The sequence below is a fragment of the Stenotrophomonas acidaminiphila genome, assembly GCA_002951995.1.
GTDB classification, from domain to species: Bacteria; Pseudomonadota; Gammaproteobacteria; order Xanthomonadales; family Xanthomonadaceae; genus Stenotrophomonas; species Stenotrophomonas acidaminiphila_A.
The window spans coordinates 978891-1003846 of the sequence record CP019797.1 but is presented as its reverse complement, the minus strand read 5'-3'; the positions used below and the strand labels follow the sequence as shown (position 1 = coordinate 1003846).

At 70.8% G+C, this 24956-nt stretch carries 16 protein-coding genes and 1 pseudogene; 5 read left to right on the top strand and 12 right to left on the bottom strand.

Going from position 1 to position 24956, the window contains the following annotated elements:
* Positions 1-56 precede the first annotated feature (56 nt).
* Positions 57-1418: a magnesium transporter gene (locus tag B1L07_04440; protein AUZ54481.1), complete on the top strand. Its 1362-nt coding sequence runs from the start codon at positions 57-59 to the stop codon at positions 1416-1418.
* A 51-nt stretch (positions 1419-1469) separates the two neighbouring features.
* Here B1L07_04440 and B1L07_04435 read toward each other — a convergent pair whose 3' ends face one another.
* Together B1L07_04435 and B1L07_04430 are read right to left on the bottom strand one after the other, a co-directional pair.
* Positions 1470-1682 (bottom strand): hypothetical protein, encoded by a 213-nt coding sequence (locus B1L07_04435; protein AUZ54480.1) that lies wholly within the window; start codon positions 1680-1682, stop codon positions 1470-1472.
* On the bottom strand, positions 1682-2266 hold the full coding sequence (locus B1L07_04430; GenBank protein ID AUZ54479.1) for a hypothetical protein: 585 nt from the start codon (positions 2264-2266) through the stop codon (positions 1682-1684). The genes B1L07_04435 and B1L07_04430 overlap by 1 nt, the downstream gene beginning before the upstream one ends.
* 136 nt (positions 2267-2402) lie before the next feature.
* Between B1L07_04430 and B1L07_04425 the strand changes: the two genes are divergently transcribed.
* The gene (locus B1L07_04425) at positions 2403-2669 is read left to right on the top strand and encodes a hypothetical protein (GenBank protein ID AUZ54478.1); all 267 of its coding nucleotides are present in this window, start codon (positions 2403-2405) and stop codon (positions 2667-2669) included.
* A gap of 66 nt (positions 2670-2735) precedes the next feature.
* Entirely contained in the window at positions 2736-3536 is an 801-nt protein-coding gene (locus B1L07_04420; GenBank protein AUZ54477.1) for a phospholipase, read from the top strand.
* 42 nt (positions 3537-3578) lie between these two features.
* Here B1L07_04420 and B1L07_04415 read toward each other — a convergent pair whose 3' ends face one another.
* The 3 genes from B1L07_04415 to B1L07_04405 are packed head-to-tail and all read right to left on the bottom strand — an operon-like array spanning position 3579 to position 5571.
* Positions 3579-4529, bottom strand: coding sequence for an aspartate carbamoyltransferase (locus B1L07_04415; GenBank protein AUZ54476.1), 951 nt, complete (start codon positions 4527-4529; stop codon positions 3579-3581).
* A gap of 15 nt (positions 4530-4544) precedes the next feature.
* Positions 4545-5012: a Holliday junction resolvase RuvX gene (locus B1L07_04410; GenBank protein AUZ54475.1), complete on the bottom strand. Its 468-nt coding sequence runs from the start codon at positions 5010-5012 to the stop codon at positions 4545-4547.
* The gene (locus tag B1L07_04405) at positions 5005-5571 is read right to left on the bottom strand and encodes a hypothetical protein (GenBank protein AUZ54474.1); all 567 of its coding nucleotides are present in this window, start codon (positions 5569-5571) and stop codon (positions 5005-5007) included. Before B1L07_04405 ends, B1L07_04410 begins: the two co-directional genes overlap by 8 nt.
* A 168-nt stretch (positions 5572-5739) precedes the next feature.
* Here B1L07_04405 and B1L07_04400 point away from each other — a divergent pair, with 168 nt between their 5' ends.
* Positions 5740-6285, top strand: a complete 546-nt coding sequence (locus B1L07_04400; protein AUZ54473.1) for a DNA-3-methyladenine glycosylase — start codon at positions 5740-5742, stop codon at positions 6283-6285.
* 53 nt (positions 6286-6338) lie between these two features.
* Here the strand turns inward: B1L07_04400 and B1L07_04395 are convergent, their stop codons facing one another.
* The 5 genes from B1L07_04395 to B1L07_04375 all read right to left on the bottom strand — a co-directional run bounded on the left by B1L07_04395 (position 6339) and on the right by B1L07_04375 (position 20631).
* On the bottom strand, positions 6339-10046 hold the full coding sequence (locus B1L07_04395; GenBank protein ID AUZ56451.1) for a hypothetical protein: 3708 nt from the start codon (positions 10044-10046) through the stop codon (positions 6339-6341).
* 28 nt (positions 10047-10074) lie between these two features.
* Complete coding sequence (locus B1L07_04390) at positions 10075-17067, bottom strand: hypothetical protein (protein ID AUZ54472.1); 6993 nt, start codon at positions 17065-17067, stop codon at positions 10075-10077.
* Between the two features lie 107 nt (positions 17068-17174).
* Positions 17175-17768 (bottom strand): hypothetical protein, encoded by a 594-nt coding sequence (locus tag B1L07_04385; protein AUZ54471.1) that lies wholly within the window; start codon positions 17766-17768, stop codon positions 17175-17177.
* A gap of 560 nt (positions 17769-18328) precedes the next feature.
* On the bottom strand, positions 18329-19459 hold the full coding sequence (locus B1L07_04380) for a type IV pili twitching motility protein PilT (GenBank protein AUZ54470.1): 1131 nt from the start codon (positions 19457-19459) through the stop codon (positions 18329-18331).
* A 134-nt stretch (positions 19460-19593) separates the two neighbouring features.
* Positions 19594-20631, bottom strand: coding sequence for a twitching motility protein PilT (locus tag B1L07_04375; GenBank protein ID AUZ54469.1), 1038 nt, complete (start codon positions 20629-20631; stop codon positions 19594-19596).
* 267 nt (positions 20632-20898) lie between these two features.
* Between B1L07_04375 and B1L07_04370 the strand changes: the two genes are divergently transcribed.
* Complete coding sequence (locus B1L07_04370) at positions 20899-21738, top strand: pyrroline-5-carboxylate reductase (GenBank protein AUZ54468.1); 840 nt, start codon at positions 20899-20901, stop codon at positions 21736-21738.
* 95 nt (positions 21739-21833) lie between these two features.
* Here the strand turns inward: B1L07_04370 and B1L07_04365 are convergent, their stop codons facing one another.
* Together B1L07_04365 and B1L07_04360 are read right to left on the bottom strand one after the other, a co-directional pair.
* Complete coding sequence (locus tag B1L07_04365; GenBank protein ID AUZ54467.1) at positions 21834-23789, bottom strand: hypothetical protein; 1956 nt, start codon at positions 23787-23789, stop codon at positions 21834-21836.
* A pseudogene (locus tag B1L07_04360) lies at positions 23786-24771 on the bottom strand (hypothetical protein). The gene B1L07_04365 and the pseudogene B1L07_04360 overlap by 4 nt, the downstream one beginning before the upstream one ends.
* Positions 24772-24956: the final 185 nt, after the last annotated feature.

Here is a 24956-nt window from a genome sequence, read left to right as displayed (position 1 = left end):
CCCGACACCTTCCCTGCCGCATCCTGCATCGCGGCCCTCCCGTTCCCGGAGTCCCGATGGCCGAAGCCGTACGCCACGACAAGACCGCGCGCCAGCTGCGCATGCTTTCCGACGCGCTGGACAGTGGCCGGCTGGGGCCGGTGCGGCGGCTGGTCAACACGCTGGCGCCGGCGGAGATCGGCAACCTGCTCGAATCGCTGCCGCCGGGCAAGCGCGAGGTGGTGTGGGGCCTGGTCGACCAGGAAGACGACGGCGAGGTATTGGTCCACGTCGGTGAGGAAGTGCGCGAAAGCCTGCTGGCCGACATGGACCCGGACGAGATCATCGCCGCGGTCGAAGACCTGGACATCGACGACCTGGCCGACCTGGTCGAGGACCTGCCGGATACGGTCATCGACGAAGTGCTCAAGTCGATGGACCGGGAGAACCGCGAGCGGCTGGAGCAGGTGCTGTCCTATCCGGAGGACACCGCCGGGCGCCTGATGAACCCGGACGTGGTCACCGTGCGCGCCGACGTCAACATCGACGTGGTGCTGCGCTACCTGCGCCTGCGCGGCGAACTGCCCGACCACACCGACTACCTGTACGTGGTCAGCCGCCGCCACCAGTACCTGGGCCGGGTGTCGCTGGCCTCGCTGGTTACCCACGAGGACAGCACCCCGATCAACCGCCTGGTGGACGACGAGCAGCCGGCGATCGACGTGGGCGAGAGCGCCGACGAGGTCGCGCGGCAATTCTCCGACCACGACTGGGTGTCGGCGCCGGTGGTGGACGACAACAACATCCTGATCGGGCGCATCACCATCGACGACGTGGTGGACATCATCCGCGCCCAGGCCGAACACCAGGCGCTGGGCGCCGCCGGCCTGGACGAGGACGAGGACCTGTTCAGCCCGGTCTGGCGCGCCATGCGGCGGCGCCTGGTGTGGCTGTTCGTCAACCTGTGCACCGCGTTCGTCGCCGCCAACGTGGTCGGCCAGTTCGAAGGCACCATCGACAAGCTGGTGGCGCTGGCCGTGCTGATGCCGATGGTCGCCGGCCTCGGCGGCAACGCCGGCACCCAGGTGCTGGCGCTGATGGTGCGCGGCCTGGCGCTGGGCCAGGTCGGCGCCTCCAACGTGAAGGCGCTGCTGTGGAAGGAACTGCGCGTGGCCCTGCTCAACGGCCTGCTGATGGGCGCGGTGCTGGGGCTGATCGTGCTGGTCTGGTTCCACAACCCCGGGCTGTCCCTGGTGATCTTCATCGCCCTGACCTGCAACCTGCTGCTGGCGGCGTCGGCCGGCGTGCTGATCCCGATGACGCTCAAGCGGCTGGGGTTCGACCCGGCGCTGGCCAGCGGCATCTTCCTGACCGCCATCACCGACTCGATGGGTTTCTTCACCTTCCTCGGACTGGCGACCCTGGTACTGCTGCGCTGAGCACGGCGCGCCCGAACCGTCGCCGGTCCGGCGACGGATGCTGCCGTGCGCTCAGAAGCTGGCGCGCACGCCCAGGCGGTAGAAGCGCACGTCCTCGTAGAACTCGGCTTCACCCACCAGTCCCCATTCCGGGGTGAAGCGGTACTGCAGGCCGACATTGCCGACCATCGAATGGTCGACCAGCAGGTTGTCGTCCACCCGCAGGTAACCGGCCTTGGCCCACAGCTCCAGGTTGCGTACCGGCCGGGCGCGGATGCCCAGCATCAGCTTGCCGGCATACAGGTGATCGCGGCCGCTGAAACCGTCCTGCGGGTAGTCCCCGTCGCGGTAGTCCAGCCTCGCGCCCAGCCGCAGCAGCGACAGTTCGCTGACGAAATCGGCGCGCGGGACAGGGAGAGGCTCGTGCCAAGGCCGATCTCGGCCTGGTCGATGGCGACCTCCAGCTGCTGGACGCCCATGTTCCAGTCCCTGGAAACCCGGTCGTAGCCACCGAAGACGTAGAGACCGTCAGTTACCGCCACCGAGCCGCGCGCGTAACCGCCATTGCCGTGCTCGCCGGCGTCGTACAGGTCCACGTCGAGCCGGGCCACGCCGGCCTCGATCCAGGTATAGCCCGGCCCTTCGATCTTCTCACGCCTGACGAGGGGCGCCTGCGACGCAGGCTGGGGTATGGCGGGTCGCGCGGCGTCAGCCTGCGTGGCGGTTTCGCCGCCGTCGGCCTGCGCGGCCGCCTGCGCCGCCTTCTGCCGCTCCCACCACGGCGCGCGCTGCGCCTGCGCGTCCTGCATTCCGGCCATCGCCACCAGCACGGCGGCCCCGGCGCAGGCGGCCCTGATTTCCTTCTTCATGCGTTCACTTCCTGTGTGAATTGATGCCCGGACGGGCGCCGCAATTCTAGCCGAAGCCACGCCTCTGGCCACGGCCTTGGCGACGGACGGCGGCGCCCGCCGGCTATCATGCGGGCGACACGCCGGACACTTCGCCATGACCACCACCATTACCGATTACTACCAGCCCGGCTGGCGCGAACACGACCACGCCTGCCCCGCCTGCGGATGGCAGGGCGGTTCCCGGCAGATGGAGCTGGAACTACATGACGAGCAGAGCGAGTACGCCTGTCCGCAATGCGAGTTCCCGCTGCTGGTGGTGCTGCACCCGGACCTGGCGCAGGTCCAGGCCGCCGCCGCGGCCGGCAATGCCGAGGCCGGCGAACAGCTGGCCATCCTCGCCAGCGTGCCACGCCGCCGATGATGCGCCGCACCGGGCAGCAGGCCGCCAGCGCCGCTACGATGGCCACACCCCGGCGCGGAGCGTCCCATGGCCTGGCCTCGTCTGCATCACCTGCCCCTGCTCGTGCTGATGGCCGTGCTCGGCGGCTGTGCCGCGCTCCCCGCGAGCGACGAGGGGCGGTTCGTCGCCCGCAGCATCGAGTTCGATGGCGTGCGCATGCCCTACCAGGTGTTCGTGCCCGCGACGTCTGCGCGCGCTCCCGGCGCGCTGCCGGTGGTGCTGTTCCTGCACGGCTCGGGCGAGCGCGGCGAGGACGGCAGGCGCCAGACCGAGGCCGGGCTGGGGCCCTACCTGCGTGCCCATGCGGCGGACTTCCCGGCGCTGGTGGTGCTGCCGCAGGTGGCCAGGGGCGGGGAATGGAGCGGGCGCAACGCGCGCCTGGCGGTCGCCGCGCTGGATGCGGCGATGCGCGAGTTCGACGCCGATCCGCGGCGCCAGTACCTGACCGGCATGTCGATGGGCGGCTACGGCAGCTGGAACATCGCCCTGGCCGACCCGGGGCGCTTCGCCGCGCTGGTGCCGGTGTGCGGCGCGGTGCGCCCTCCGCGCGCCGAACGGCCAGGCCTGCGGGTGGAGGCCGTCGCCGCGGAATCCGACCCCTACCAGGCCATGGCCCTGCGCCTGAAGGACACGCCGGTCTGGATCTTCCACGGCGCGCGCGACGACGTGGTGCGCCCGGACGACGACCGCCGGCTGCATGCCGCCTTCCAGGCAGTCGCTGCCCGCGACGCGCGTTACACCGAATACCCGCAGGGTAACCACAACGCCTGGGACGCCACCTACGCCGACCCGGCGATGTGGCGCTGGCTGTTCGCGCAGGAACGCTGACGCCGCCAGTGCGCCGGCGCGGCGCCGGCGTCACGGCCGGGCTCAGCCCAGCAGCGTTTCCAGCACCGCCATGCGCACGGCCACGCCGTTAGCGACCTGGCGCAATACCCACGACTGCGGGCCGTCGGCCACTTCGTCGGTGACTTCCACGCCGCGGTTGATCGGGCCCGGATGCAGCACCGCCGCGTCGCTGGCGGCGCGCCGCAGGCGCGCGGCGGTGAGGCCGTACTCGGCGTGGTACTGCTCCAGCGACGGCACCAGGCCTTCTTCCATGCGCTCGCGCTGCAGGCGCAGCATCATCAGCGCGTCGGCGCCTTCGAGCATGGCGTCGAAATCCTGCCCGACCACGCAGCCGCGCAGCGTGTCTGCGTCCGGCAACAGCGACTGCGGGCCGCAGACGCGGATTTCACCAACGCCCAGCGTGCGCAGCGCATGCAGGTCGGTGCGCGCCACGCGCGAGTGCTTCACGTCGCCGACGATCAGCACCTTCAGTTTCGAGAAGTCCGGGCCCTTGGCCTGGCGCAGGGTCAGCATGTCCAGCAGGCCCTGGGTCGGGTGCGCGCTGCGGCCGTCACCGGCGTTGATCAGCGCGGTGCCCTCGCCCGCGGCGGCAGCCAGCTCGGCCACCGCGCCGTCGTCGGGGTGGCGTACCACGAAGCCGCGCACGCCCATCGCTTCCAGGTTGCGCAGCGTGTCGCAGGCGGTCTCGCCCTTGCGCGTGGACGAGGTGGACGCGTCGAAATTCAGCACGTCCGCGCCCAGCCGCTGCGCGGCCAGCTGGAACGAACTGCGGGTGCGGGTGGACGGTTCGAAGAACAGCGTGCACACCGCGGTGCCGGCCAGCACTCCGCGCTTGTTGCCGACACGGCCCACCGCCGCGTCGCGGATCTGCCCGGCGCGGTCCAGCAGCTGCAGCAGGTGTTCGCGCGGCAGGCCCTCCAGGGTCAGCAGGTGGCGCAGGCGTCCGTCGGCATCGAGTTGGGAGGCGGTCATGGCAGGTCTTGGGGGTCAGGAAACGGGGGTGGCGTCGCCGGGCGCGGACAGCCAGCGTTCGATGATGACCGCGGCGGCGACCGCGTCCAGGTTGGCGGCGTCGCGGCGGCGCTTGCGGCCCTCGGCGCGGTCGACGGCGAAACGCCGCGCCGCTTCCACCGAGCTGGAACGTTCGTCCACCAGCAGCACGGGGACCTGGTAGCGCTGCCGCAGTTGCCGGGCGAAGGCCTGCGCGCGCTTGCGGTTGGGCTGGTCGTCGCCGTCCAGGGTCAGCGGGTCGCCGACGATCAGGCCATGCGGGCGCCACTCGCGCTGCAACCGGTCGAGCGCGGCCCAGTCGGGGCCGTCGCCGCGTACCTCGACTACCGCCAGCGCGCGCGCGCCGACGCTGAAGGCACTGCCGATGGCCACGCCGATGCGGCGCGAGCCGACGTCGAACCCCAGCACCGTGCTGTCGGGCGAAAGCGCCGCCGGATCAGGCATGGCCGCTGTACCCGGCCAGGCGGAACAGGTCCACGCCGATGCGCGAGGCGGCCAGCTGCCAGCGCTCGTCCAGCGGCGCCTCGAACAGCACCACCGGGTCGGCCGGCACGGTCAGCCAGCTGTCCTCGGCCAGTTCCTGCTCCAGCTGCCCGGCGCCCCAGCCGGCGCAGCCCAGGGTGACCAGCGCGTTGCGCGGGCCGTCGCCCCGGGCCATGGCTTCGAGGATGTCGCGCGAGGTGGTCAGGTACAGGCCCTGGCCCACGGCCAGGCTGGAATCCCAGTCGCGTGCATCGTCGTGGATGACGAAGCCGCGCCCGGTATGCACCGGGCCGCCATTGAGCACCGGCAGCGCGCGCAGGCGCTCGTCGCCGGTGTCGATCTCCATCTGCGAGAGCACTTCGCCCAGGGTGTATTCCGAAGGCTGGTTGACCACCACGCCCATGGCGCCGTTGTCGTCGTGCTGGCAGATCAGCGCGACGCTGCGCGCGAATCCCGAATCGGTCAGCGAGGGCAAGGCGACCAGCAGGTGATTGGCCAGATTGTCGAAATGCGTGGACATGGCCGCATTCTACCGTCAGCCACGCAGCCGCGCCCGGCGCGCACGCGCCGCCCATGCCCGGTACCGGCCCACCGCGTCGAAGCCGCGGCGCGGCGCGCGCCTCCATGCGCGGCCGCGGCCGCATGGGCAGCGCGCCTATACTGGCCCGCCCTGGGTCCATCACCGTCCATGAGCGCCTATTGCGATATCGCGCCCGGTCATCCGGTCCACGCCCATTACCACGCCCGCGAATACGGATTCCCGCAGCGTGCGGAGCAGGAACTGTTCGAGCGCCTGCTGCTGGAGATCAACCAGGCCGGGCTGAGCTGGGAAACCATCCTGCGCAAGCGCGAGGGCTTCCGCCGCGCCTACCACGGCTTCGACGTGGATGCCGTGGCCGCCTACGGCGAGGCCGACATCGCCCGCCTGCTGGGTGACGCCGGCATCATCCGCAACCGGCTCAAGGTCCTGGCCGCCATCCACAACGCCGGGGTGATCCGCGGCCTGCGCGATTCGCACGGCGGCTTCGCGCAGTGGCTGGACGCGCACCACCCGCGGCCCAAAGCCGACTGGGTGAAGCTGTTCAAGAAGACGTTCCGCTTCACCGGCGGCGAGATCACCGGTGAGTTCCTGATGAGCCTGGGCTACCTGCCCGGCGCGCACCGCGATGATTGCCCGGTGATGGCCGACATCCGCGCGGCGGCGCCACCGTGGCTGGGCGGCGCCGGCGGCTGATCGCGCGCGGCACCGGCCGGCGCCGCTGCAGCGGCGCTGGCGCCGCGACGGGGTCAGTAGCGACCGCTCAGGTTCACGAACCAGCCCTTGTGGTCGTAGTCGAAGTCGGTCAGGTCGTCACTGAACTCGGTGAAGTTGTAACCGGCGCCGATGCGGAAGTTCCCGCTCAGGTCGCGGTCCACGCCCACCAGGAAGCCCTGCCGGGTGCCCCCGTCCTTGACCTGCAGCTGGCGGTATTCGCCCAGCGCATGCCATTGCGCGCGCAGTTCGTAGCGCGCCTGGAGGGCACCGAAGGTGGTGGCCGAATCCAGCCACGTACCGCCGCCGCGGCCCATGCGCACTTCGCCTTCGCGGCGGGCCAGCTTGCCGGCGAATTCCCAGTGCTGGTCGTGGCGGTAGACGCCCTCGAACGAAACGATCTGCGAACGCTGGTCGTACTGCGCGCCGCCCAGCTGGCCCATCGACGCCAGGTCGTAGAGGTAGGTGTAGCGGCCGAACAGGCCCCAGCGGGTGCTGTTCCACGGGCGGTAGGCGAAGCCGAAGTTGCCTTCGACGAAACGGGCGCCCTCGGCCGGATCCAGCCGGTCGTCGGTATCGGCGTAGTTGAAGCGCGCGGCGATGCGCCAACTGTCGTTGATGCGGTGGGTCATGCGGGTGGTGCTGACCCACTGCTCGCGGCGCTCGGCACCGCTGTCGCGGCGCCATTCCAGCTTGCTCTGCCAATCGGTATCGGGCGAGGTGCGCCCGCCGGAGATGCTGGCCGCGCGCCGCTCGACCACGCCGCCGCCGGTGCTTTCCAGTTCGCCGTTGGACAGGGTGAAACCGGTGTTCCAGCCCTGCGCCGGGTAGAAGTCCATGCCGAAGGTATGCGCCAGGCCGGCCTCGCCGCGCTCCTTGAGGAACTGGCTTTCGTTGAACACGTTGACCTGGCTGGACACCCGCCAGCGCTGCCCCAGGGTCCAGCCGTTCTGCCCGCCCGGATTGAACAGCGGGTCGCGTTCGGTGGTGTCGGCCGAATAGGTGTAGCCACCGTAGAAGGCGTGTTCCGGGCTGATGCGGTACTCGGCATTGACGGTGGCGGCGTTGCCACGGTCGCCGTCGGTCACTTCCGCGCCCACCGACGAGTTGTTGCCGAACAGGTGCTTGGCACCGAGGGTCAGGGCATCGTTGTCGGCGTACTTGCCGCCGTCATCGTCCACGGTCAGCTGGGCCACGCCGTACAGCTCCATCGTGGCGCCGAAGCGGTGCAGGTACTTGACCGCCGCCAGCGTGCCGATGGCATCGAGGTAGCTGCCCTGCTGGTCGACCCGGCGCAGTTCGGCGCTGAGGGTCCCCGCCTCGCTGGCCTGCCACTGCAGCGTGGCCTGGGCCTGGGCCAGGGTGTCGGCACCGCGCTCGGCGCGGGTGTAGCGGGTGTACAGGCCCAGGTCCGGGGTGAACTGGCCCAGCAGCTCGGCACCGTACTCGGTCACCGGCAGGCCCGTGTCGTAGCGGGACACCGAATAGCCGGCGTCGGTCTGGCGCCACCATGCACCGGCGGCCCAGTCCTGTTCGGTCCAGCCCAGTTCCCTGAAATTGGCGCGGGCTTCCAGCGAGCGGGCATCGCCCTTGCGGTTCAACGCGGTGTCATTCTGCTGGATGAAGCTCAGGCCGCCGTTGTCGGAGAAGAACGCCGGCACGCCGAAGGATTCGGTATGCGCGTACTCGGCCTTCAGGTAGGTGCCCTTGCCGGCCTGCAGGGTGAGGTCGGCGCCCTTGAGCGTGTAGTCCTCGCCGGCCCGGTTCTCGTCGACCCAGGTCGCGCCGAGGCCGACGTGGTCGCCGATCCAGTGCTTGCCGCGGAAGCCCACGGTCACGTCGTCCGCATCGAAGCCGGCCGGCACCCACTCGTAGTCCACCAGCAGGCGCTGTTCGAAGCCGTCCAGCGGCGCATCGCGGGTCAGGGTCGGGCTGTTGTCGCGGGTGATCTGCGCCAACGGGCGGGTCAGCAGGAGGCGGCCCTGCAGTTCGTCGATCTCGTAGTCGGCCCCGCGCTGCAGCACCACCCGGTTCTCGGTACGGCCGCTGCTGCGGTCGCGGATCTCCAGGGTCACCACGTCCGAACCCGGCAGCAGGTCGGTATGCCGCAGGTAGTACAGGCTGCCACCAGTGCCGATGAATTCATTGTGGCCCGGCGCGGTTTCGGCCTGCGAACCGAACACGCGCAGTTCGCTGCCGGCATCGCCCCAGCGGTTGCTGGCGTTCGAGCGCCAGTTGAGCGCCGCGCCATACAGCGCGCGCTGGTACTGGCCGAACTCGGTCCCGGTCAGGCCGGTGGCGTAGTTGCCCCACAGCGCCTGGTTCTTGTCCCAGTCCATGCGCAGGTAGAACCGGCCCATCGTGTCCACGTCGCGACGGGTGTTGGAATCGTCGCCGTAGACCGGGTAGTACAGGTCCGGATCGAGCCGGCGGAAGATGTCCTGCGGGTCGGCCTTGCCGAAACCGTTGAACAGCCGGTCCAGGTCGCGCTCGGTGGTATCGGCCTGCGCGGTCACCAGGTAGCGGCCGCGCAGCTTGGCCTTGCCGTAGAACGCCAGGCGGCCGTCGCTGATGACATCGTCCCGGTAGTTGGCGTCGCCGCGGAACGGCTCGTTGGAACCGCTGACCTTGTTCTGGGCGATGGTCACGTCGGCCAGCGCGACGCCGAAGAAGTAGCGACCGGTGACGTCCACGTCCAGGGGGTGGGCAGGACCGCCCTCGCCGCCCACGCCGATGTCGAAGCGGTGCGTGCCGACCGGCATCAGGTACTCGGCGACGAACTTGCGCTCCAGGTCCACCGGATAGCTTTCGCCGTTGATGCTCAGCGCCATGCCCGCGGGGATGTTGCGGCCCTGGATGCGGATGCGCGAACCGTACAGCGGGATGTTCTGCTGGCGCAGGCCGCTACCCGCGAAGACATCGTCGATCAGGCTCTGGGTCTGCGCCTGCTCGGCGCTCAGGGCATTGCCCAGCCGCTTCTCGGTGCTGTTGCGCAGCGCATTGGCGCCGCGCTCGGCATCTTCCGGCGACACCAGCTGCAGCACGCGCGGCGAGGTCTCGTCGAACTGGCCGTTGGCGCCGGTGGCACGCAACACGTAGACCAGCTCATCGCCCTTGCGGAAGCGGTACTTGCCCGGCAACGCGCCGTCCCACTCGCCATGGCTGACCGCCGCCACGTCCAGCGGCACGCTCGCCAGCGGCTCGATCAGGTCGGCATCGCTGGCACGGTACAGGCGCACCTCCATGCGTTCGATGAAGGCCGGATAGTTGCCACGCGCATAGAACTGCACCGGCTTGAGCAGGCGCTCGCCGTCGAAGGCCACCATCGACGGCGCCGATACCGACAGCTCCGGTGACCCCAGGGTCGGATCCTCGGTCGCCCACACCACCCCGCCACCGGGCAGGTCGATGGAGTACTTGCCCATCGCCACCGCCCGGCCCTGCGGTTCGACCGACACCTCGACCCGGCGATCGGGCTGCAGGGCGTCGGACGACGAACCGGCATGGGTGCCCCGGGTCACCGGCGCGGCATGGCTGCGCGTGCGCAGCTGGAACAGCAGGCCGTCGTCGCCGGTGCAGGCGTCCGCGCCGCAGTCCAGCGCCGCAGGCGCCGGTTCCGGCGCGCCCGCGCGGGGTTCGGCCGGCTCGGCGGATGCGACGCCGTCCGGCGTCGCCGCGGCCGTGGCCAGCGGGGTGGTCGCGCCGGCCAGCAGGCACAGCAGGGTGTAGTCCAGCACCTTCATCTTCATACGCTTGTCCATGACCGGCCCCTTACTTGCGCACGCCAGCCGGCACCGCCGGCACGTCCGCGATGTCCACCCGCAGCCTGCTTCGCGCTTCGGCGCCCAGGCGTTCGCCCAATGCGTCGGACACCGCCCTGGCGCGCGCCAGGCCCAGCGCCGTGTTGTAGGCGTCGGAACCGCGCACGTCTGCGTGGCCGACAATGGAGACGCGGCCGCTGCCCAGCCGCTCCAGCGCGGCGGCCACCGTGTCCAGCAACGCATCGAAGCCCGGCCGGATGGCCGATTTGCCGGTATCGAACAGCAGCGTGCCCAGCAGCACGCCCTGGCCATCGATGCCGGCCACCAGCGGCGCGGTGTCGCCCACCTTGGCCCGCGCGACCACGCGCAAGGTCCTGGCCGTGGCCTCGTCGAGCTGCGCCAGCAGAGCGGCCTTGACCGCCGCCGTGCGCTCGAATGCCAGCGCTTCGTTGCTGGCCTCGGCCTGGATCACCACCTCCATGCCCGGGTGCTCGCGCACCTTCGCGGCCATGGCTTCCACCGCCGGCTGGTAGCGCGGCTGTACCTGGGCGCTGCCGGGCGCGAAGAACACTTCGCCCATTTCCATCTCCACCTGGCGCGCGCCGCCCTCGACCGCGCGTTCCGGCAGCTTCACGCCCCAGTCGAAGCGGACCGGCATGCCCGGGGTGACCCGGCGCAGCAGCGGATTGTCGGTGGTGAACGCCGCGCCGGTCGGCAGGGTGGACGGATCGACCTTCAGGATGAAGTTGCGACCGCGCTCCCACGCGCCACCGGGAATGCCGGCCAGGTGGTAGCGGCCGTACTGGTCGGTTTCGACCAGCAGCCCTTCCACCGACGCGATGCGCACGCCGGGAATGCCGCGCTCGTCGATGCCGGCATTGCCGATCACGTAGTCGACCACGTAGTCGTCCGCACCGCGGGCGATGCGCCGCTCCACGGTCGGTGCCGCCGCGTTCATGCCCTTGGCCGCCTCGCCGTCGCGATGGACCGTGGTCACGCCCGCGCGGTCCATGCGCACGCTCACGCCCTGGTCGCTGGTCAGCACGAAGTCGTCGCTGAAATCCAGTGCCCGCAGGCGCTGGCGGACCACCACCTGGCGCGCATCGGCGGGCTCGGCTTCGGACTGGCGTCCGCCGATCGCGCCCACGACGATGCCATGCAGCAGCGGTGCGCTGGCATCGGCCTGCGGCTGCATGCCGTCGCCACGATCCAGCGTGGTGGAATGGGCCACGTACGCCTCCGGCGCGAACCCGCCCTGCACGGTGACGCCGGTCAGCGCGGCACTGTCCTGCCAGCCATCGCCATCGCGGTCGTTGAACACCGTGCCGAACACCAGGCTGTCGTCCAGCAGCGGATCGCCCGCCAGGGTCACCTCGGCGGTGGCCACGTTGGACAGCGGTTCGCCCTCCGGCGAGCGCGCCTGCGCCTGGTTGACCAGGGTCCCGGCGCGTACGCCCGCACCCACCCGCATCAGGTACACCAGCCGCGCCTTGCCGCCGGCGCGCACGTCCAGCCCGTCGAAGCGCAGCGGGTGCTGGCCGGCCACGGTGGCGGCATTGTCGCCATCCTCGACCCGCAGCGAACCCTCCACGTAACTGAAGCCCGCCGGCGGGGTGTCGATCACGCTGCCCGCCACCAGGCCGACGCTGCCGCTGTTCTCGACGGTCAGCGTGTAGCGCACCAGGTCGCCCAGGCGCACCTCGCGCATGCCGGCAACCTTGCTCACCCGCAGCTGCACCTGGCCGGCGACGACCACGGTCACGGTGGCGGTGACGCAGTTGCCCGGGTTCAGCACCTCGCAGATCGTGTACGGGTAGGTGTACGTGCCGGTCGGGATCGCGGTACCGATGCGGATGGTGCCGTCCGGGTTCATCTTCAGGCCCGGGTGCGACGGCACGCCGGGGACCACGGTGACCTCGCCGGGACGGATCGGGCGCCCGCCGAGCGTGTGCTTTTCCAGCACGCTCGGGGTGGTGCCGCCGCCATCGCCGGACAGCGGTTCGCCGCTGTCGCCCACCGGCTCGATCGCCGGCGCGGTGACCGTCACCGTCACGCCTGCATCGGCGCAGTTGCCCGGATGCAGCACCTCGCAGATGCGGTAACCGATGGTGTACGTGCCCGCCGGCGTTGCCGGCGGCACGCTGACCTCGCCGGTGGCCGGATCCAGCACCGGCACCGGGCCGCCCTTGGGCGAGGTGGCCGGCGCGGTCACGCGGCCGGTGATCTTTGCCGGGTCGACCGGTGCCCCGTCGAGGGTGTCGTTGTCGTACACATTGCCCAGCGAGGGTGCGCCGGTGCTGCCATCGGTTGCCGGCGGCAGGTCATCCACCGCGACGATCACCCGCAACGTCACCACCACCGTCACCGTGGCGGTGTCGCACACCGTCGCGTTGGGCGCGGCCAGGCACACCCGGTAGGAATAGGTGGTGGTGCCGGCGAAACCGGGGGCGGGAACGAAGGTGATCGCGCCGGTTGCCGGATCGACGCTCACGGTGCCGTCCGCCGAGGTCGCGGTCAGCGTCACGCTGGCCGGATCGATCGCGCCGCCGACATGGGTGTCGTTGTCCAGCACCGGGGTGGTCACCGGCATGCCGGCCTTGGTCGTGGCGCCATCGTCATTGGCGCGGATGGACACCACCGGGGTGCTGAGGGTCGTCGTGCACCGTGGGTCGCCGGTGCCGGCCGGGCACAACGGGCCGCCGGCCTGCGCGGTGTTGCGGACCATGCCGGCGTCGGCGTCGGCCTGGGTGACGGTGTAGGTGCCCACCAGCTGGCAGACCGCGCCCGGCGCCACGCTGGCGCAGACGATGCTGCGCGGCGTGATCAGGGCATCGCTGAGCTCCACGTTGGCCAGGGTCGCGTTGCTCCGGTTGGTGAGCGTCACCGTGTAGGTCAGCACGTCGCCCACGGCCGCATCGCCGCCGCTGCTGTCCGCGGTCACGGCCTTGCTCAGCTCCTGGTCCAGCGCATGGGTGATCGGCGTGCGGGTGCTGCTGCTGCCGGTGGCCGCCGTCGGTGCCACGCCGGGCGCGGGCGCAGGCGGCAGGCCACGGGCAGTGGCGGTATTGACCACAACGCCGGCATCCACGTCCGCCTGGGTCAGCAGGTACAGGCGCGGGCCGCAGGTCATCGAGGCGCCCACGGCCAGCGTGCTGCCCGGGCAGGGCACCGCACCGCCCAGCAGCGGATCGTTCAACGTGATGCCGCTCAGCGCCACGTTGCCGGCGTTGGTCAGCACGAAGGTATAGGCAAGGATCTCGCCAGCGGCGTAGCCGCTCGGCACGCCCGCACTCTTGACCAGGTCCAGCACCGGGTTCTGCGCGATCAGCGCGGTGGTGACCGCGGCACTGGCGCAGGGCGTGCCCGCCGGGCATGCCGGGTCGCCAGCACCCGCCACGCGGGCGCTGTTCACCGCGTTGCTGCCATGGAGGATCGGCGACACGTTGATCGTGATCGTCGCCGTGGCGTTGATCGCGAGACTGGCGCGGGGCACGGTGCAGGTCACCGTCTGGCCGCTGACGGTACAGCCGGTGGCGCTGTTGATCAGCAGGCCCGCCGGCACCTCGTCGGTGACCGTGGCGTCCGCGGTCGCATCGGCCGTGCCGGTGTTGCTCACGGTGATGACGTAGTCGAACGGCACGCCCACGATCGCGCTCGCCGGGCCGCTCTTGGTGATCGCCAGTGCCGGCGCGGTGATCGTGGTGGTCGTGGTATTGCTGTCACACGGCGCCAGCGCGGTGCAGAGCGGATCGCCGCCGCCGCTGACGCGCGCGGTGTTGCCGACACTGCTGGCCGCGGCCGCCGTCGGGATGACGTTGATGGTGAAGTCCACCGGGGTGGCGGCCGTCAGCCCCGCCGCGACCGCACAGGTCACGGTCTGTCCGGCGATCCCGCAGCCCGGGGCGGCGTTGATGGTCAGCCCCGCCGGCACGTCATCCACGACCGTGGCCACGGCCGTCGTGTCCGCCGTGCCGGTGTTGCTCACGGTGAGGGTGTAGTCGAACGCCACGCCGACCACCGCGGTCGCCACCGAGGCGCGCTTGGCGATGGCCAGCGCCGGCGTGGTGATGGTGGTCGTCACCGCGTTGCTGGCGCAGCCGGCGGTGCAGTCGGGATCGCCGCCGCCGCTCACGCTGGCCGTGTTGCTCACGCTGCCTGCGGCCGCGGCCGCGGCCATCGGCGTCACCGGGATCACGTAGGTCGCGGTGTTGCCGGGCGCCACGTTGGACAGGCCGGCGGCGACCGTGCAGGCCACGGTCTGGCTGCCGGCCGGGTCGAGCACGCAGCCGGTCGGCAGGCTGCCGATCGCCAGGCCCGTCGGGATCACGTCGGTCACCGTCGCGGCGGCGGTCGTGGCCCCGGTACCGGTATTGGTCACGGTGAGGGTGTAGTCGAACGCCGTGCCGACCACCGCCGTCGCCGCCGAGGCGCTCTTGCTGATGGCCAGGTCCGGGCGGTTGCCGACCGTCACGACCACCGTGTTGCTGCGGCAGGGGGTCGCCACCGGGCACGCGGTGTCGCCGCCGCCACTCACGGTCGCGGTATTGCTGGTGCTGCCGGTGGCGGCCGCCGTGGCGGTGACGCTGATGGTGCGGGTCACCGTGTCGGCGGGCGCGAGCGAGGCAATGGTGCAGGACACCACCTGCAGGTTCTGCGCGCAGCCGGCGGGCAGCGATGCGGGCACGACCGTCAGCCCGTTGGGGATCGAATCGCTCACCTGGACCGCGGCGGTGGTGGCCACGGCGCCGGTGTTGCGCACCTCGATGACATAGTCGAACGTCGCGCCCACCGCCGCGCTGGCTACCGAGGCGCTCTTGCTGACCGCCAGCACCGGGCTGGGGAACTCGACGCGGAACGCGCAGTCCGCCGTTACCGGCCCCGTCGTGTAGGTGTACTTGCCGCCGGCCGGGCCGCTCTGGGTGACCGCACAGGTATCGGAAACGACGGTGGGCACGCTGCCGGCCACGTTGGGCGTGACCGTGAAGGTGCCGGTCGTCCCTTCCTCCACCGAAGGTTCACCGGTCCAGGTGCCGCCGATGACGGTGGGCGATACCACCCAGGCACGCGCGAAGACGGCGGTGACGCTGCGGTCGGCCGAGCCCATGTTCACATGGCACTCGCTGCCGTTGACCGCCACGCAGTCGCCGGCCGCATCCCACTGCTTGAAGATGCTGCCGGTGCCGGCGACGGCGGTCAGGTAGGCGTCTTCGTCCTGGCCCAGCCGCTGCTGGCTGCAGGTCGCCGCGGGCACCGACGCCACCGGGCAGGCCAGCGCGGCCGGCACGGCATCGACCCGGCCCGAGCCCGTGCCGGCGGTGTTCACGGTCAGGGTGTACTGGTCCGCGCTGACCGGGGTGCTCAGGCCGGCGGAGTCGTTGGCGGAGACGCTGTCGGTCATGCCCGACGGCGGCGTCACCGCGACCACGGTGACGACCGGCGCACCGGCCACCACGGCATTGAGCTGGGTGATCGTATAGACCAGGCTCTGCCCCACCGGCAGGTTGCCGGTGGTATCCAGCGGCCCGCTGCCGCTGGCCGCGCCGCAGCTGGCCGTACCCGCCGCGCTGCAGGTCCAGGCGGCCGCGGCGGTGTTGGCCACGCCGCTCAGCGTGGTCTGGCGGATGAGTGCGCCGGCCACGTCGACCGGGCCGTGGTTGGTCACCGTCACTTCGTAGGTGACCGCGTCACCCACCAGGTAGGACGGCACGTTGCCGTTGCTGATCGCGATGCCCAGGTCCACCAGCGCCGTCGCGCCGCCGGCGATGCGGGTCTTCACCAGCGGTCCGATGAACGGACTGACGGTGTTGGCGCGCACGTCGTAGTCGCCGTTGTTGATGACCGCACCGCTGCCCGAGGTCGCGGCGTCGGCCGGTACCGTGAAGGTGACCGGGAAACTGCCGCCGGCGCCGTTCACCAGGTCGCCCACCGGACAATCAATGTAGTCCGCGCGCGGCGGGATGCCGTCATGGATGCCGGTGCAGGTGTTGGGGTAGCTGCCGGGAACGAATGCCAGGTACTTGCCGTCCGCGGTGACCGGCGCGGCCAGGCGCACCATCGAGCCCAGCGCATACACGCCGCTGTTGTTGACGTAGTTGTAGGTATAGGTGACCTGTTCGCCGGGCTTGGTGGTGGACGGCCCCGACGCGGCCACGCTCAGGCCCGGCATCTTCGAGCCGAACACGTCCATGTAGACCTGTGCCGTGTGACTGGCGGCGCCTGGCTGGCAGTTGGAGACGAACACCTTCAGCACCACCACGTCACCCGGATCCAGGCGGCCATTGCCGGGGGCGATGTCGAAGCCCTGCCAGTTGGTGGAGCGGTAGCTGCCGACCCGGGTCCACGGGATACCGGCCTGTCCGGCGAAGTTGAACGTCTGGAAGAGCTGGGTGTTGCCCTTGGTCTTGTTGACCACTTCCACGAAGAAGAACGGCTGTTCCACCGCGCTGTGCCCGGCGTCGTAGAGCACGGGCGCCATCGCGAAGCGGATATGCACCTTGCCATCGACGGGATCGACGTCGGCCAGCGTCATCGTGGCCTGCTGCTCGATCGAGGTCGCCTTCGCCGCCTGCCCGTCGTTGCCACCGACCAGGGCCGATGCGGTTCCCGAGAACGGGAATTGCAGGATGCCATTGGTGTTGGCCGCGGTGCCGGGCGAGGTGAGGATCTGCGCGCGGTAGCCGCTGCCGTTGCCGCCGGTCGTCGTCGTCCCGGTGGCCACCAGCCCCAGTTGCGCGATGGTAGTCGGTGCATCCGTGGCCAGGACATCCGGGCGGTCGTAATCGCGCAGCGTCCAGTCGGAAAAGCTGCCGGTCTCGAAACCGCCGTTCCTGATCTGCGCCTGCGCCGCGGGCGCCAGCGCCAGCAGCGAGAACAGGCCCAGCGCCGCCAGTGCCGCGCCGATGCGCAGCCGCCAGTGCAGGACACCGGCGCGCCGGCTTTGCAGGCCGCCTGCCTCGCGCAGGGTGGGTGCGGTGGTGTCGAAGGGGTGAGCTGAAGCCTTCATGGGCGGTACCCGTGATTCGAATGCGGCATGTGGATTGGAAGAGCGGCCACCCGGTGGCCGCGGCTCGCGGTGCCCGCGCGACGCGGGGCCGGAACAGGCGATGTCATTCAGTGGGCATGGCCCTGGACGCGCGCGGCATCGTCGGCAACGTTCACCGTGATGCCGTGGGGCAGGCGCATGTCGCCGGCGCGCTGTCCGGCACCGCAGGGCCCCAGCCAGCGCCCCTGGAACCGCACCGGGCCGACGTTGTTCTGCGGTGCCTGCGGGAAACGGACGCTGAAGGTGCCGGCATAGACCGACCGCAGGTCGCCCCACAGTTCCATGCGTCCCTGCACAGGGCTCTGGTGGGTGCTGCAGGTCGTGGCGATCTCATGGCCGCCGCCCTGCCCGCTGCGCCGGGTGACCTGGGTACGGCTGCAGTTCTCGTGCGCCGGCAACAGTGCCAGCAGCATGACCGGCTCGACGGCGGCACTGGTGCATTGGCGCACCGTCACCTCGGGCTGCATCGCGCTCCCCGGGCCCTGCGCCGCGTGCGCGGCCAGAGTCACTTCCCACAGTCCCGGCTTGCGGGCCGGCAGGGTCGCCCCGGCGGCAGGCGAAGCGCCCCCGGCAACCGGTGCGGCGGACACCACGCACGGCAGCAGGAGCAGCAGCAGACTGGCCACCCTGGGCCAGCGGCGCGCCAGGCGCGGCAACGGCATGCCCGGCAGGCACGCGAACGCGGCCCGGGCAGCATCTTCAAGCACTTGAACCATCAAGCCCCCATCTGCAAAGCACTGCCCTGTGCCCCATCCGCCGCCGGGAGGGGATGACATCCCTACCCGCGCACGCATCCGCCGTCGCCGCCATTCAGCAGCAACGCGTTGCATGTAAGACAGAAGCCCCCTGATCTGGAATTGGGCTGCAGACCGCAGAACAATTCCAACACGGGTCACATTTTCACGCTTACTTCACAAAATTACAACAACCGCTTACGGAGCCGGCCCCGCCCCGCAAACGGCGCCACGGCCGCTGCCGGCGGCGCCGCGGGCCCGGCAGCGACGGCATGCGGCGCGCATGCGCCCACCGCGGACGGGCACGCGCGGGCGCGCGCGACACAGTCCCGGGAAGGTCACTGCAGACGGGTGCCCGCGGGCGGCAACACGCGCGGGGGGGGGGACGGTGCGTGGCGCCGCGGTGGCGGGAAACCAGCGGCGGGTCGCGCCTGCACGGCGGGCGCGCGCCCTGCCCATGCGGGCAGGGCGGTCAAGCGGGCGATCGCTCAGCGCGTACCCGCGATCTCCACGCCATCGAGCCCCTGCGACAGGGTCTTGGCATCGCCGCCCTGCGAGAGCTTGATGCGCAGGCGTACTTCGTTCTGCGAGTCGGCGTAGCGCAGCGCGTCGTCGTAGCTGATCTCGCCGGCCTGGTACAGCTCGAACAGGCTCTGGTCGAAGGTCTTCATGCCCAGCTGCACCGATTCCTTCATCACTTCCTTGAGCTTGTGGATCTCGCCGTCGCGGATGTAGTCCTGCACCAGCGGCGTGCCCAGCAGGATCTCCATCGCCACCCGGCGTCCCTTGCCATCGGGCGTCGGCACCAGCTGCTGCGCGACCACGCCCTTGAGGTTGAGCGACAGGTCCATCAGCAGCTGGCTGCGGCGGTCCTCGGGGAAGAAGTTGATGATGCGGTCCATCGCCTGGTTGGCGTTGTTGGCATGCAGCGTCGCCAGCACCAGGTGGCCGGTCTCGGCGAAGGCGATGGCATGGTCCATGCCCTCGCGGGTGCGGACCTCGCCGATCATGATCACGTCCGGCGCCTGGCGCAGGGTGTTCTTCAGCGCCGCGTCCCAGCTGTCGGTGTCGATGCCGACCTCGCGCTGGGTGATGATGCAGCCCTCGTGCTTGTGCACGAACTCGATCGGGTCCTCGATGGTGATGATGTGCCCGGTCGAGTTCTGGTTGCGGTAGCCGATCATCGCCGCCAGCGAAGTCGACTTGCCGGTACCGGTGGCGCCGACGAACAGGATGATGCCGCGCTTGGTCATCGCCAGCGTCTTGATCACCGGCGGCAGGTTCAGCTCCTCCACCGTCGGGATCCGCGTCTCGATCCGGCGCAGCACCATGCCCACCTGGTTGCGCTGGTAGAAACAGCTGACGCGGAAGCGGCCCACGCCGGACAGGCCGATGGCGAAGTTGCACTCGTGGGTCTTCTCGAACTCCTCGCGCTGCGCCGGCGTCATCACGTTGAGCACCATGTCGCGGCTCTGCTGCGGGGTCAGCGGCGTCTGCGTGATCGGGCTGATCCGGCCGTGCACCTTCATCGATGGCGGCATGCCGGCGGTGATGAACAGGTCCGACGCCTTCTGGTGCGCCATCAGCTTGAGGAATGAAGTGAAATCAATGGTGCTCATAACGGGCTCCTGTGGAACCTTGATCTGCAGGCCGGCGCCGGCGCCCTCCCCGGGGCCGACGGCGTTGCCGGTACCGACTGTACGCCTTGCGCGGCGCAACGGCGACGCGGCGTGCCGCGCCGTCACCTTGCGCCTTATTCGAACAGGCGCCGGTCCTTGGCGTATTCACGGGCCTGGTTGCGGGTGATCAGGCTGCGCTTGACCAGGTCCTGCAGGTTCTGGTCGAGGGTCTGCATGCCCGCCTGCTGGCCGGTCTGGATGGCCGAGTACATCTGCGCGACCTTGTCCTCGCGGATCAGGTTGCGGATCGCCGGGGTGGCCACCATGATCTCGTGCGAGGCGATGCGGCCGCCGCCGACCTTCTTCAGCAGCGCCTGCGAGATCACCGCGCGCAGCGATTCGGACAGCATCGAGCGCACCATCGGCTTCTCGCCGGCCGGGAACACGTCGATGATGCGGTCGATGGTCTTGGCCGCCGAACTGGTATGCAGGGTACCGAACACCAGGTGGCCGGTCTCCGCGGCGGTCAGCGCCAGGCGGATGGTTTCCAGGTCACGCAGTTCGCCCACCAGGATGTAGTCCGGGTCCTCGCGCAGCGCCGAGCGCAGCGCCTCGTTGAAGCCGTGGGTGTCGCGGTGCACTTCGCGCTGGTTGATCAGGCACTTCTGCGGGGTGTGCACGAATTCGATCGGATCCTCGACGGTGAGGATGTGGCCGTACTCGTTCTTGTTGATGTGGTCCACCATCGCCGCCAGCGTGGTCGACTTGCCCGAACCGGTCGGGCCGGTGACCAGGATCAGCCCCTGCGGCTGCTCGATCAGCTGCCGGAACACCGGCGGGCACGCCAGGTCCTCCAGGGTCAGCACTTCCGAGGGAATGGTACGGAACACCGCGCCGGCACCGCGGTTCTGGTTGAACGCGTTGACGCGGAAGCGCGCCAGCGAGGGAATCTCGAAGGAGAAGTCGACCTCGAGGAACTCCTCGTAATCGCGGCGCTGCTTGTCCGACATGATGTCGTACACCAGCGCGTGAACCTGCTTGTGGTCCAGTGCCGGGATGTTGATGCGGCGCACGTCGCCGTCGACGCGGATCATCGGTGGCAGGCCGGCCGACAGGTGCAGGTCCGAGGCCTTGTTCTTGACCGAGAACGCCAGAAGTTCAGCGATGTCCATGCGCTGTGTTTCCCCAAGTTTGCGGATGGCTGGAAGGTGTTTCCCCTGCCATCCAGTATAGCCCTCCGGCGTAAGAGGTCGATCCATGGCGGCCGATTGCAGGCAGCGCGTCACAACCGCCGCCGCGACCGCCGGCGCCGGGCCGCCCGGCCCGCGTGCGGCCGCCGCCCGGGCACCCCGCGCCGCGTGGCTGGCTACACTGTGCGCCCGGGCGCTGCCATGCGGCGGCGGCCGGTGAGACCCGCCCCCGATCGTTACGAGGCCTGCATGAGCGGCAACCACCCGACGTCTTCCCTTCCCACCGGCATCAGCTTCGTCGGCGGCGGCAACATGGCCCGCAGCCTGATCGCGGGCGTGACCCGGGCCGGCGTGCCGGCCGCCGCGATCGAGGTGGTGGAACCCCAGGACGCCCTGCGCCAGGCGCTGCAGCGCGAGCATGGGGTGCGCACCGCCGCCGCCGTCGCCTCGGCGGCGCTGGACGGCCAGGTGGTGGTGCTGGCGGTCAAGCCGCAGGTCATGGCCGCGGTCTGCGCCGAACTGGCGCCACGGCTGCGCACCGGCACCCTGGTGGTGTCGATCGCCGCCGGCATCCCCCTGGCCGCCCTGCGCGGGTGGCTGGGGGACGCCGCGGTGCTGGTGCGCGCCATGCCCAACACCCCGGCGCTGCTGGGCGCCGGCATGACCGGGCTGTACGCCGGCGCCGAGGTCGGCGATGCCGAACGCCAGCTCGCCCAGGCCATCCTCGCCGGGGCCGGGCAGATCCGCTGGATCGAACGCGAGGCGCTGATGGATGCGGTCACCGCCGTGTCCGGCAGCGGCCCGGCCTATGTGTTCGCGCTCGCCGAAGCGATGGAGGACGCGGCCCGCGCGCAGGGGCTGGCCGATGACGCCGCGCGGCAGATGGTGGTGCAGACCATCCTCGGCGCGGCGCGCATGCTCGCCGAGGGCGGGCAGAGCCCCGCATCCCTGCGCCAGGCCGTCACCTCGCCCAACGGCACCACCCAGGCCGCGCTGGAAACCCTGGCCGGCGGCGGCTTCCACGCCCTGGTGGGCGACGCGGTGGCCGCGGCGGCGCGGCGCGGCCGGGAGCTGGCCGGGGCCGGCTGACACCGGCCACCCGCCGGCGGCACGGCCGCGGCGCATCACCGCGGACCGCTCGGCCCGCTGGCGCCGACGGCCGCCGCCCGCCGGCGCGGGACCGCTCAGCGGGCGGTGCCGCCGTCGTGCAGGCGCAGGTCCTGGCGCAGGATGCGGCGCACCTCGAGCACCGCTTCCGGGGTTTCCTGCACGCTGTGCCCGGACAGGATCACCTTTTCCGACAACGCCCCGTCCAGGTGCGCGCTCCAGTACGGCACCAGCCCGTCGTCGGATGCCTCCAGCGGCACGTCCGCCTTGCGCCGGGCGATGACCGAGTGGTACTTCAGCCCCGGCGCCATCGGCAGCGCGGACGAAGCGCTGATGAACGGGTCGCTCGCCTTGAGGTTGTCGATGCTGTTGCCGACGCGCGGCGGCTTGGACGTGTCCGCGGACGGCCCGCCATCCTGCATGGCCAGGAATACGTCCTCGAACTTGCCCAGGATGGTCAGTGGCAGCCGCACCAGCTTGCCGATCAGCCGCCCCAGCCGGTTGCCGGCGATATCGGTGCCACGGTGCGGCGAGGCGATGAAGATCGCGCGCCCGACATCGGGCTGGGGTGAGAAGCGCGCCAGCGGCCGCAGCCGGGCCTCCACCCGGCGCAGGCGCTCGCCGCGCAGGTTGAAGCGCTCCACCGCGCCGTTCCACAGCGTGTCGCCCGATTCGCTGAGCATCAGCCGCGCGATCACCCCACCCATGCTGTGGCCGATGAACACCATGTCGTGGCTGGCCGCGGCGGTGCGCCCCGGGTCGAAGTGGTCCAGGGTGCGGTTGAACGCGTTGCTGATGGTGTAGCGGTTCAACGCGATCGGCGCATTGGTCGGGTAGTAGACCGACCAGATCTGGTAGTGCCGGCGCATTTCCGGATCACCCATGATCTCGTTGGCCAGGTTCACCCATGCCTCCGGGCTGCTGGCCAGGCCATGCAGCATGAAGATGATGCGGCGGTCCGGATCGTACGGCTGCATCAGGTAGATATGCGGTTCGCGGATACCTTCGCCCCGGCCGAACAGGGTGCGCAGCGACTCGGTGGCGAACCCGGACTGCGCCATCCACAGCCCGTAGGCAGCAGTGAAATTGGCTGCCAGCGGAACCTCCTGGCCCTCCAGGCGGAAGCTGCTGGTGGTGTCCGGCGACCACGCCTCCAGGCGGATCTCGCGCGTGGCCAGCACCTCGTCCAGGGTGCCGCCGCCGAACCGCAGCAGCGCGGTGGCGTTGATCGCCGGCATCTCGCTGAACACCGGTGCCGCGACCGGGCCGGCGCCGTCCACCGGAACCGCCAGTGGCGGCGCCTCCATCACCACCACCAGTTCGGCGCCGAAGCCATCGCGACGGTAGGTGCTGCGCAGGCCGGCGAAGCTCAGCGACGCGGCCGGCACCAGCTGCCGGGGGACGCCATTGAGCCGCAGCCGGTCGAAATCGGCGCGGATCGTCCAGCGGTCCACCTGCACCGGGCTGCGGTAATCGGCGCCCTCCAGCGCACGGGCGCGGGTCTGCTGGAACACCACCGCGGCGGTCTGTTCGGCGGCGTAGTTGTAGTAGTCGCGCACCTGGGTGAGCCGGTCCTCCAGCGCGCGCTCGGCCGGCGTCCGCCCGCTGAAGAACAGGTACGCATAGGCATAGCGCGCGGTTTCCAGCCAGGCGTCGAGCGCGGCGTCGGACAGCGTGGCCGCTTCGCCCGCCCTGGCCTTGGGCGTCAGCGCCAGCGCCTGCTGCATCCACAGCTCGGCCAGCGTGGACAGGCGCTGCTCGGTCTGCAGCCCATCGGTGGTGGCCACCGTCTGCCGGCAGGCGGGCAGATCCCGCGCGCATTGCGCGGCGGTCAGGCCGATCACGCTCAGCGCTTCCTGTGACAGCGCGCTCAACCGGCCGCTGTTGAGGATGTCGTCGCGCTTGAGCATCGTGTAGTCGGCCGGCGTGACCGGCTTGACCTTCACCATCGCGCAGCCACTGCACAGCAGCATCGCCGCGGCGAACAGCGGGAACAGCCAGCGGCGCATGCGCGCCTGCAGCCCGTGCGTCATGGAACATGTTCCTCGGCAATGCCGGGGACGCCTTCGCGGATCCGGCGGGAGAAATCGGCCGCGTCGCCCGCCTCGCGGGCGCGCAGGGTGATGCGGCCGCGCGCGCGCAGCGTCGCGTAGGGCACGCCCGGGGTCAGCCCGCCCACGTCGGCGGCATATTCGGCCAGGTAACCCGACAGCAGCAGCCGGTAGTCCAGCGGCAGCGTCGGCACCACCCGCCGCATCAGTTCGTACACGATGGTGGTGCAGTTGCTGGTCAGCGAGTTGTAGAACACCGGGGTCCGTTGCAGCGCCTGCGCCAGCGCCACGTAATCGCGCAGCAGCGCGCGCATCGCGTCCGGGTCCAGGCCGTGCAGGCGGTAGAGATAGACGTCCTCGCCGCGCACGCTGGTACGCACCTGCACGATATCGCGCTCGTCGGCGGCCACCAGCACCGCCTCGAAGCGGCGGAAGAAGCCGCCCAGCGCCGAGAACGACTCGCCGCGCTCCTTGCGGATCTCCAGCGAGAACACCAGTTGCCGGCCATCGGCGAAGCCGAACGAGACCAGCGTGTGCGCGATCGCCGGCCCCATCCAGTAGGACAGGATCAGGTCGACCGAACGCACCTGCGCCAGGTCGTACTCGCGCCGCTCCCAACGGATGTCGTAGTCGTCCTCCGTGCGCCAGTGGAAATCGCGCACGTTGTCCAGCAGCAGGCGCCCGCCCTCGATCCGCGCACGCAGCGGCTGCGCGACGTCGTCGGCCCATGCCCGGTCCTGCCGCGGCTGGATCGTCGTCCACCAGCCGAGCAGCAGCACCAGCCCCGCGGCGAACACCGCCAGCGACCGCCAACGCCGCGCGGGGCGAAGCTGGCACGCAGCGCCCAGGCCCAGGGAACGCACCAGGCCGCGACGGCCACGCCCCGTGCCAGCGCACCGCCGGGGAACTGGAACCACAGCGCCAGCGCGCCCCAGGCGCCTGCCACCAGGCAGGCGAGCGCCAGCCCGGCCGCTCCCAGCGCGTGCAATGCCCGGCCCGCGGCCGTCGCCCTACCTGTGGCCACCCACGCCCCCATGCCCGCAACGCCTTGCGCACCGCCGGGCCGTCCCTTCGTCCGCCGCCACGATCGCTCCATCCTGTTCCATCCTCCGGCGGCGCAACGATAGCGTGCGGGCCGCGCAAAGCCGA

Coding starts and splice junctions, on each gene's coding strand:
- B1L07_04375 (AUZ54469.1), bottom strand. CDS start 20,631: ATGGACATCGCTGAACTTCTGGCGTTCTCGGTCAAGAACAAGGCCTCG.
- B1L07_04415 (AUZ54476.1), bottom strand. CDS start 4,529: ATGACCGCCTCCCAACTCGATGCCGACGGACGCCTGCGCCACCTGCTG.
- B1L07_04380 (AUZ54470.1), bottom strand. CDS start 19,459: ATGAGCACCATTGATTTCACTTCATTCCTCAAGCTGATGGCGCACCAG.
- B1L07_04365 (AUZ54467.1), bottom strand. CDS start 23,789: ATGACGCACGGGCTGCAGGCGCGCATGCGCCGCTGGCTGTTCCCGCTG.
- B1L07_04430 (AUZ54479.1), bottom strand. CDS start 2,266: ATGAAGAAGGAAATCAGGGCCGCCTGCGCCGGGGCCGCCGTGCTGGTG.
- B1L07_04425 (AUZ54478.1), top strand. CDS start 2,403: ATGACCACCACCATTACCGATTACTACCAGCCCGGCTGGCGCGAACAC.
- B1L07_04405 (AUZ54474.1), bottom strand. CDS start 5,571: ATGTCCACGCATTTCGACAATCTGGCCAATCACCTGCTGGTCGCCTTG.
- B1L07_04420 (AUZ54477.1), top strand. CDS start 2,736: ATGGCCTGGCCTCGTCTGCATCACCTGCCCCTGCTCGTGCTGATGGCC.
- B1L07_04410 (AUZ54475.1), bottom strand. CDS start 5,012: ATGCCTGATCCGGCGGCGCTTTCGCCCGACAGCACGGTGCTGGGGTTC.
- B1L07_04440 (AUZ54481.1), top strand. CDS start 57: ATGGCCGAAGCCGTACGCCACGACAAGACCGCGCGCCAGCTGCGCATG.
- B1L07_04385 (AUZ54471.1), bottom strand. CDS start 17,768: ATGCCGTTGCCGCGCCTGGCGCGCCGCTGGCCCAGGGTGGCCAGTCTG.
- B1L07_04370 (AUZ54468.1), top strand. CDS start 20,899: ATGAGCGGCAACCACCCGACGTCTTCCCTTCCCACCGGCATCAGCTTC.
- B1L07_04395 (AUZ56451.1), bottom strand. CDS start 10,046: ATGAAGGTGCTGGACTACACCCTGCTGTGCCTGCTGGCCGGCGCGACC.
- B1L07_04400 (AUZ54473.1), top strand. CDS start 5,740: ATGAGCGCCTATTGCGATATCGCGCCCGGTCATCCGGTCCACGCCCAT.
- B1L07_04435 (AUZ54480.1), bottom strand. CDS start 1,682: ATGCTGGGCATCCGCGCCCGGCCGGTACGCAACCTGGAGCTGTGGGCC.
- B1L07_04390 (AUZ54472.1), bottom strand. CDS start 17,067: ATGAAGGCTTCAGCTCACCCCTTCGACACCACCGCACCCACCCTGCGC.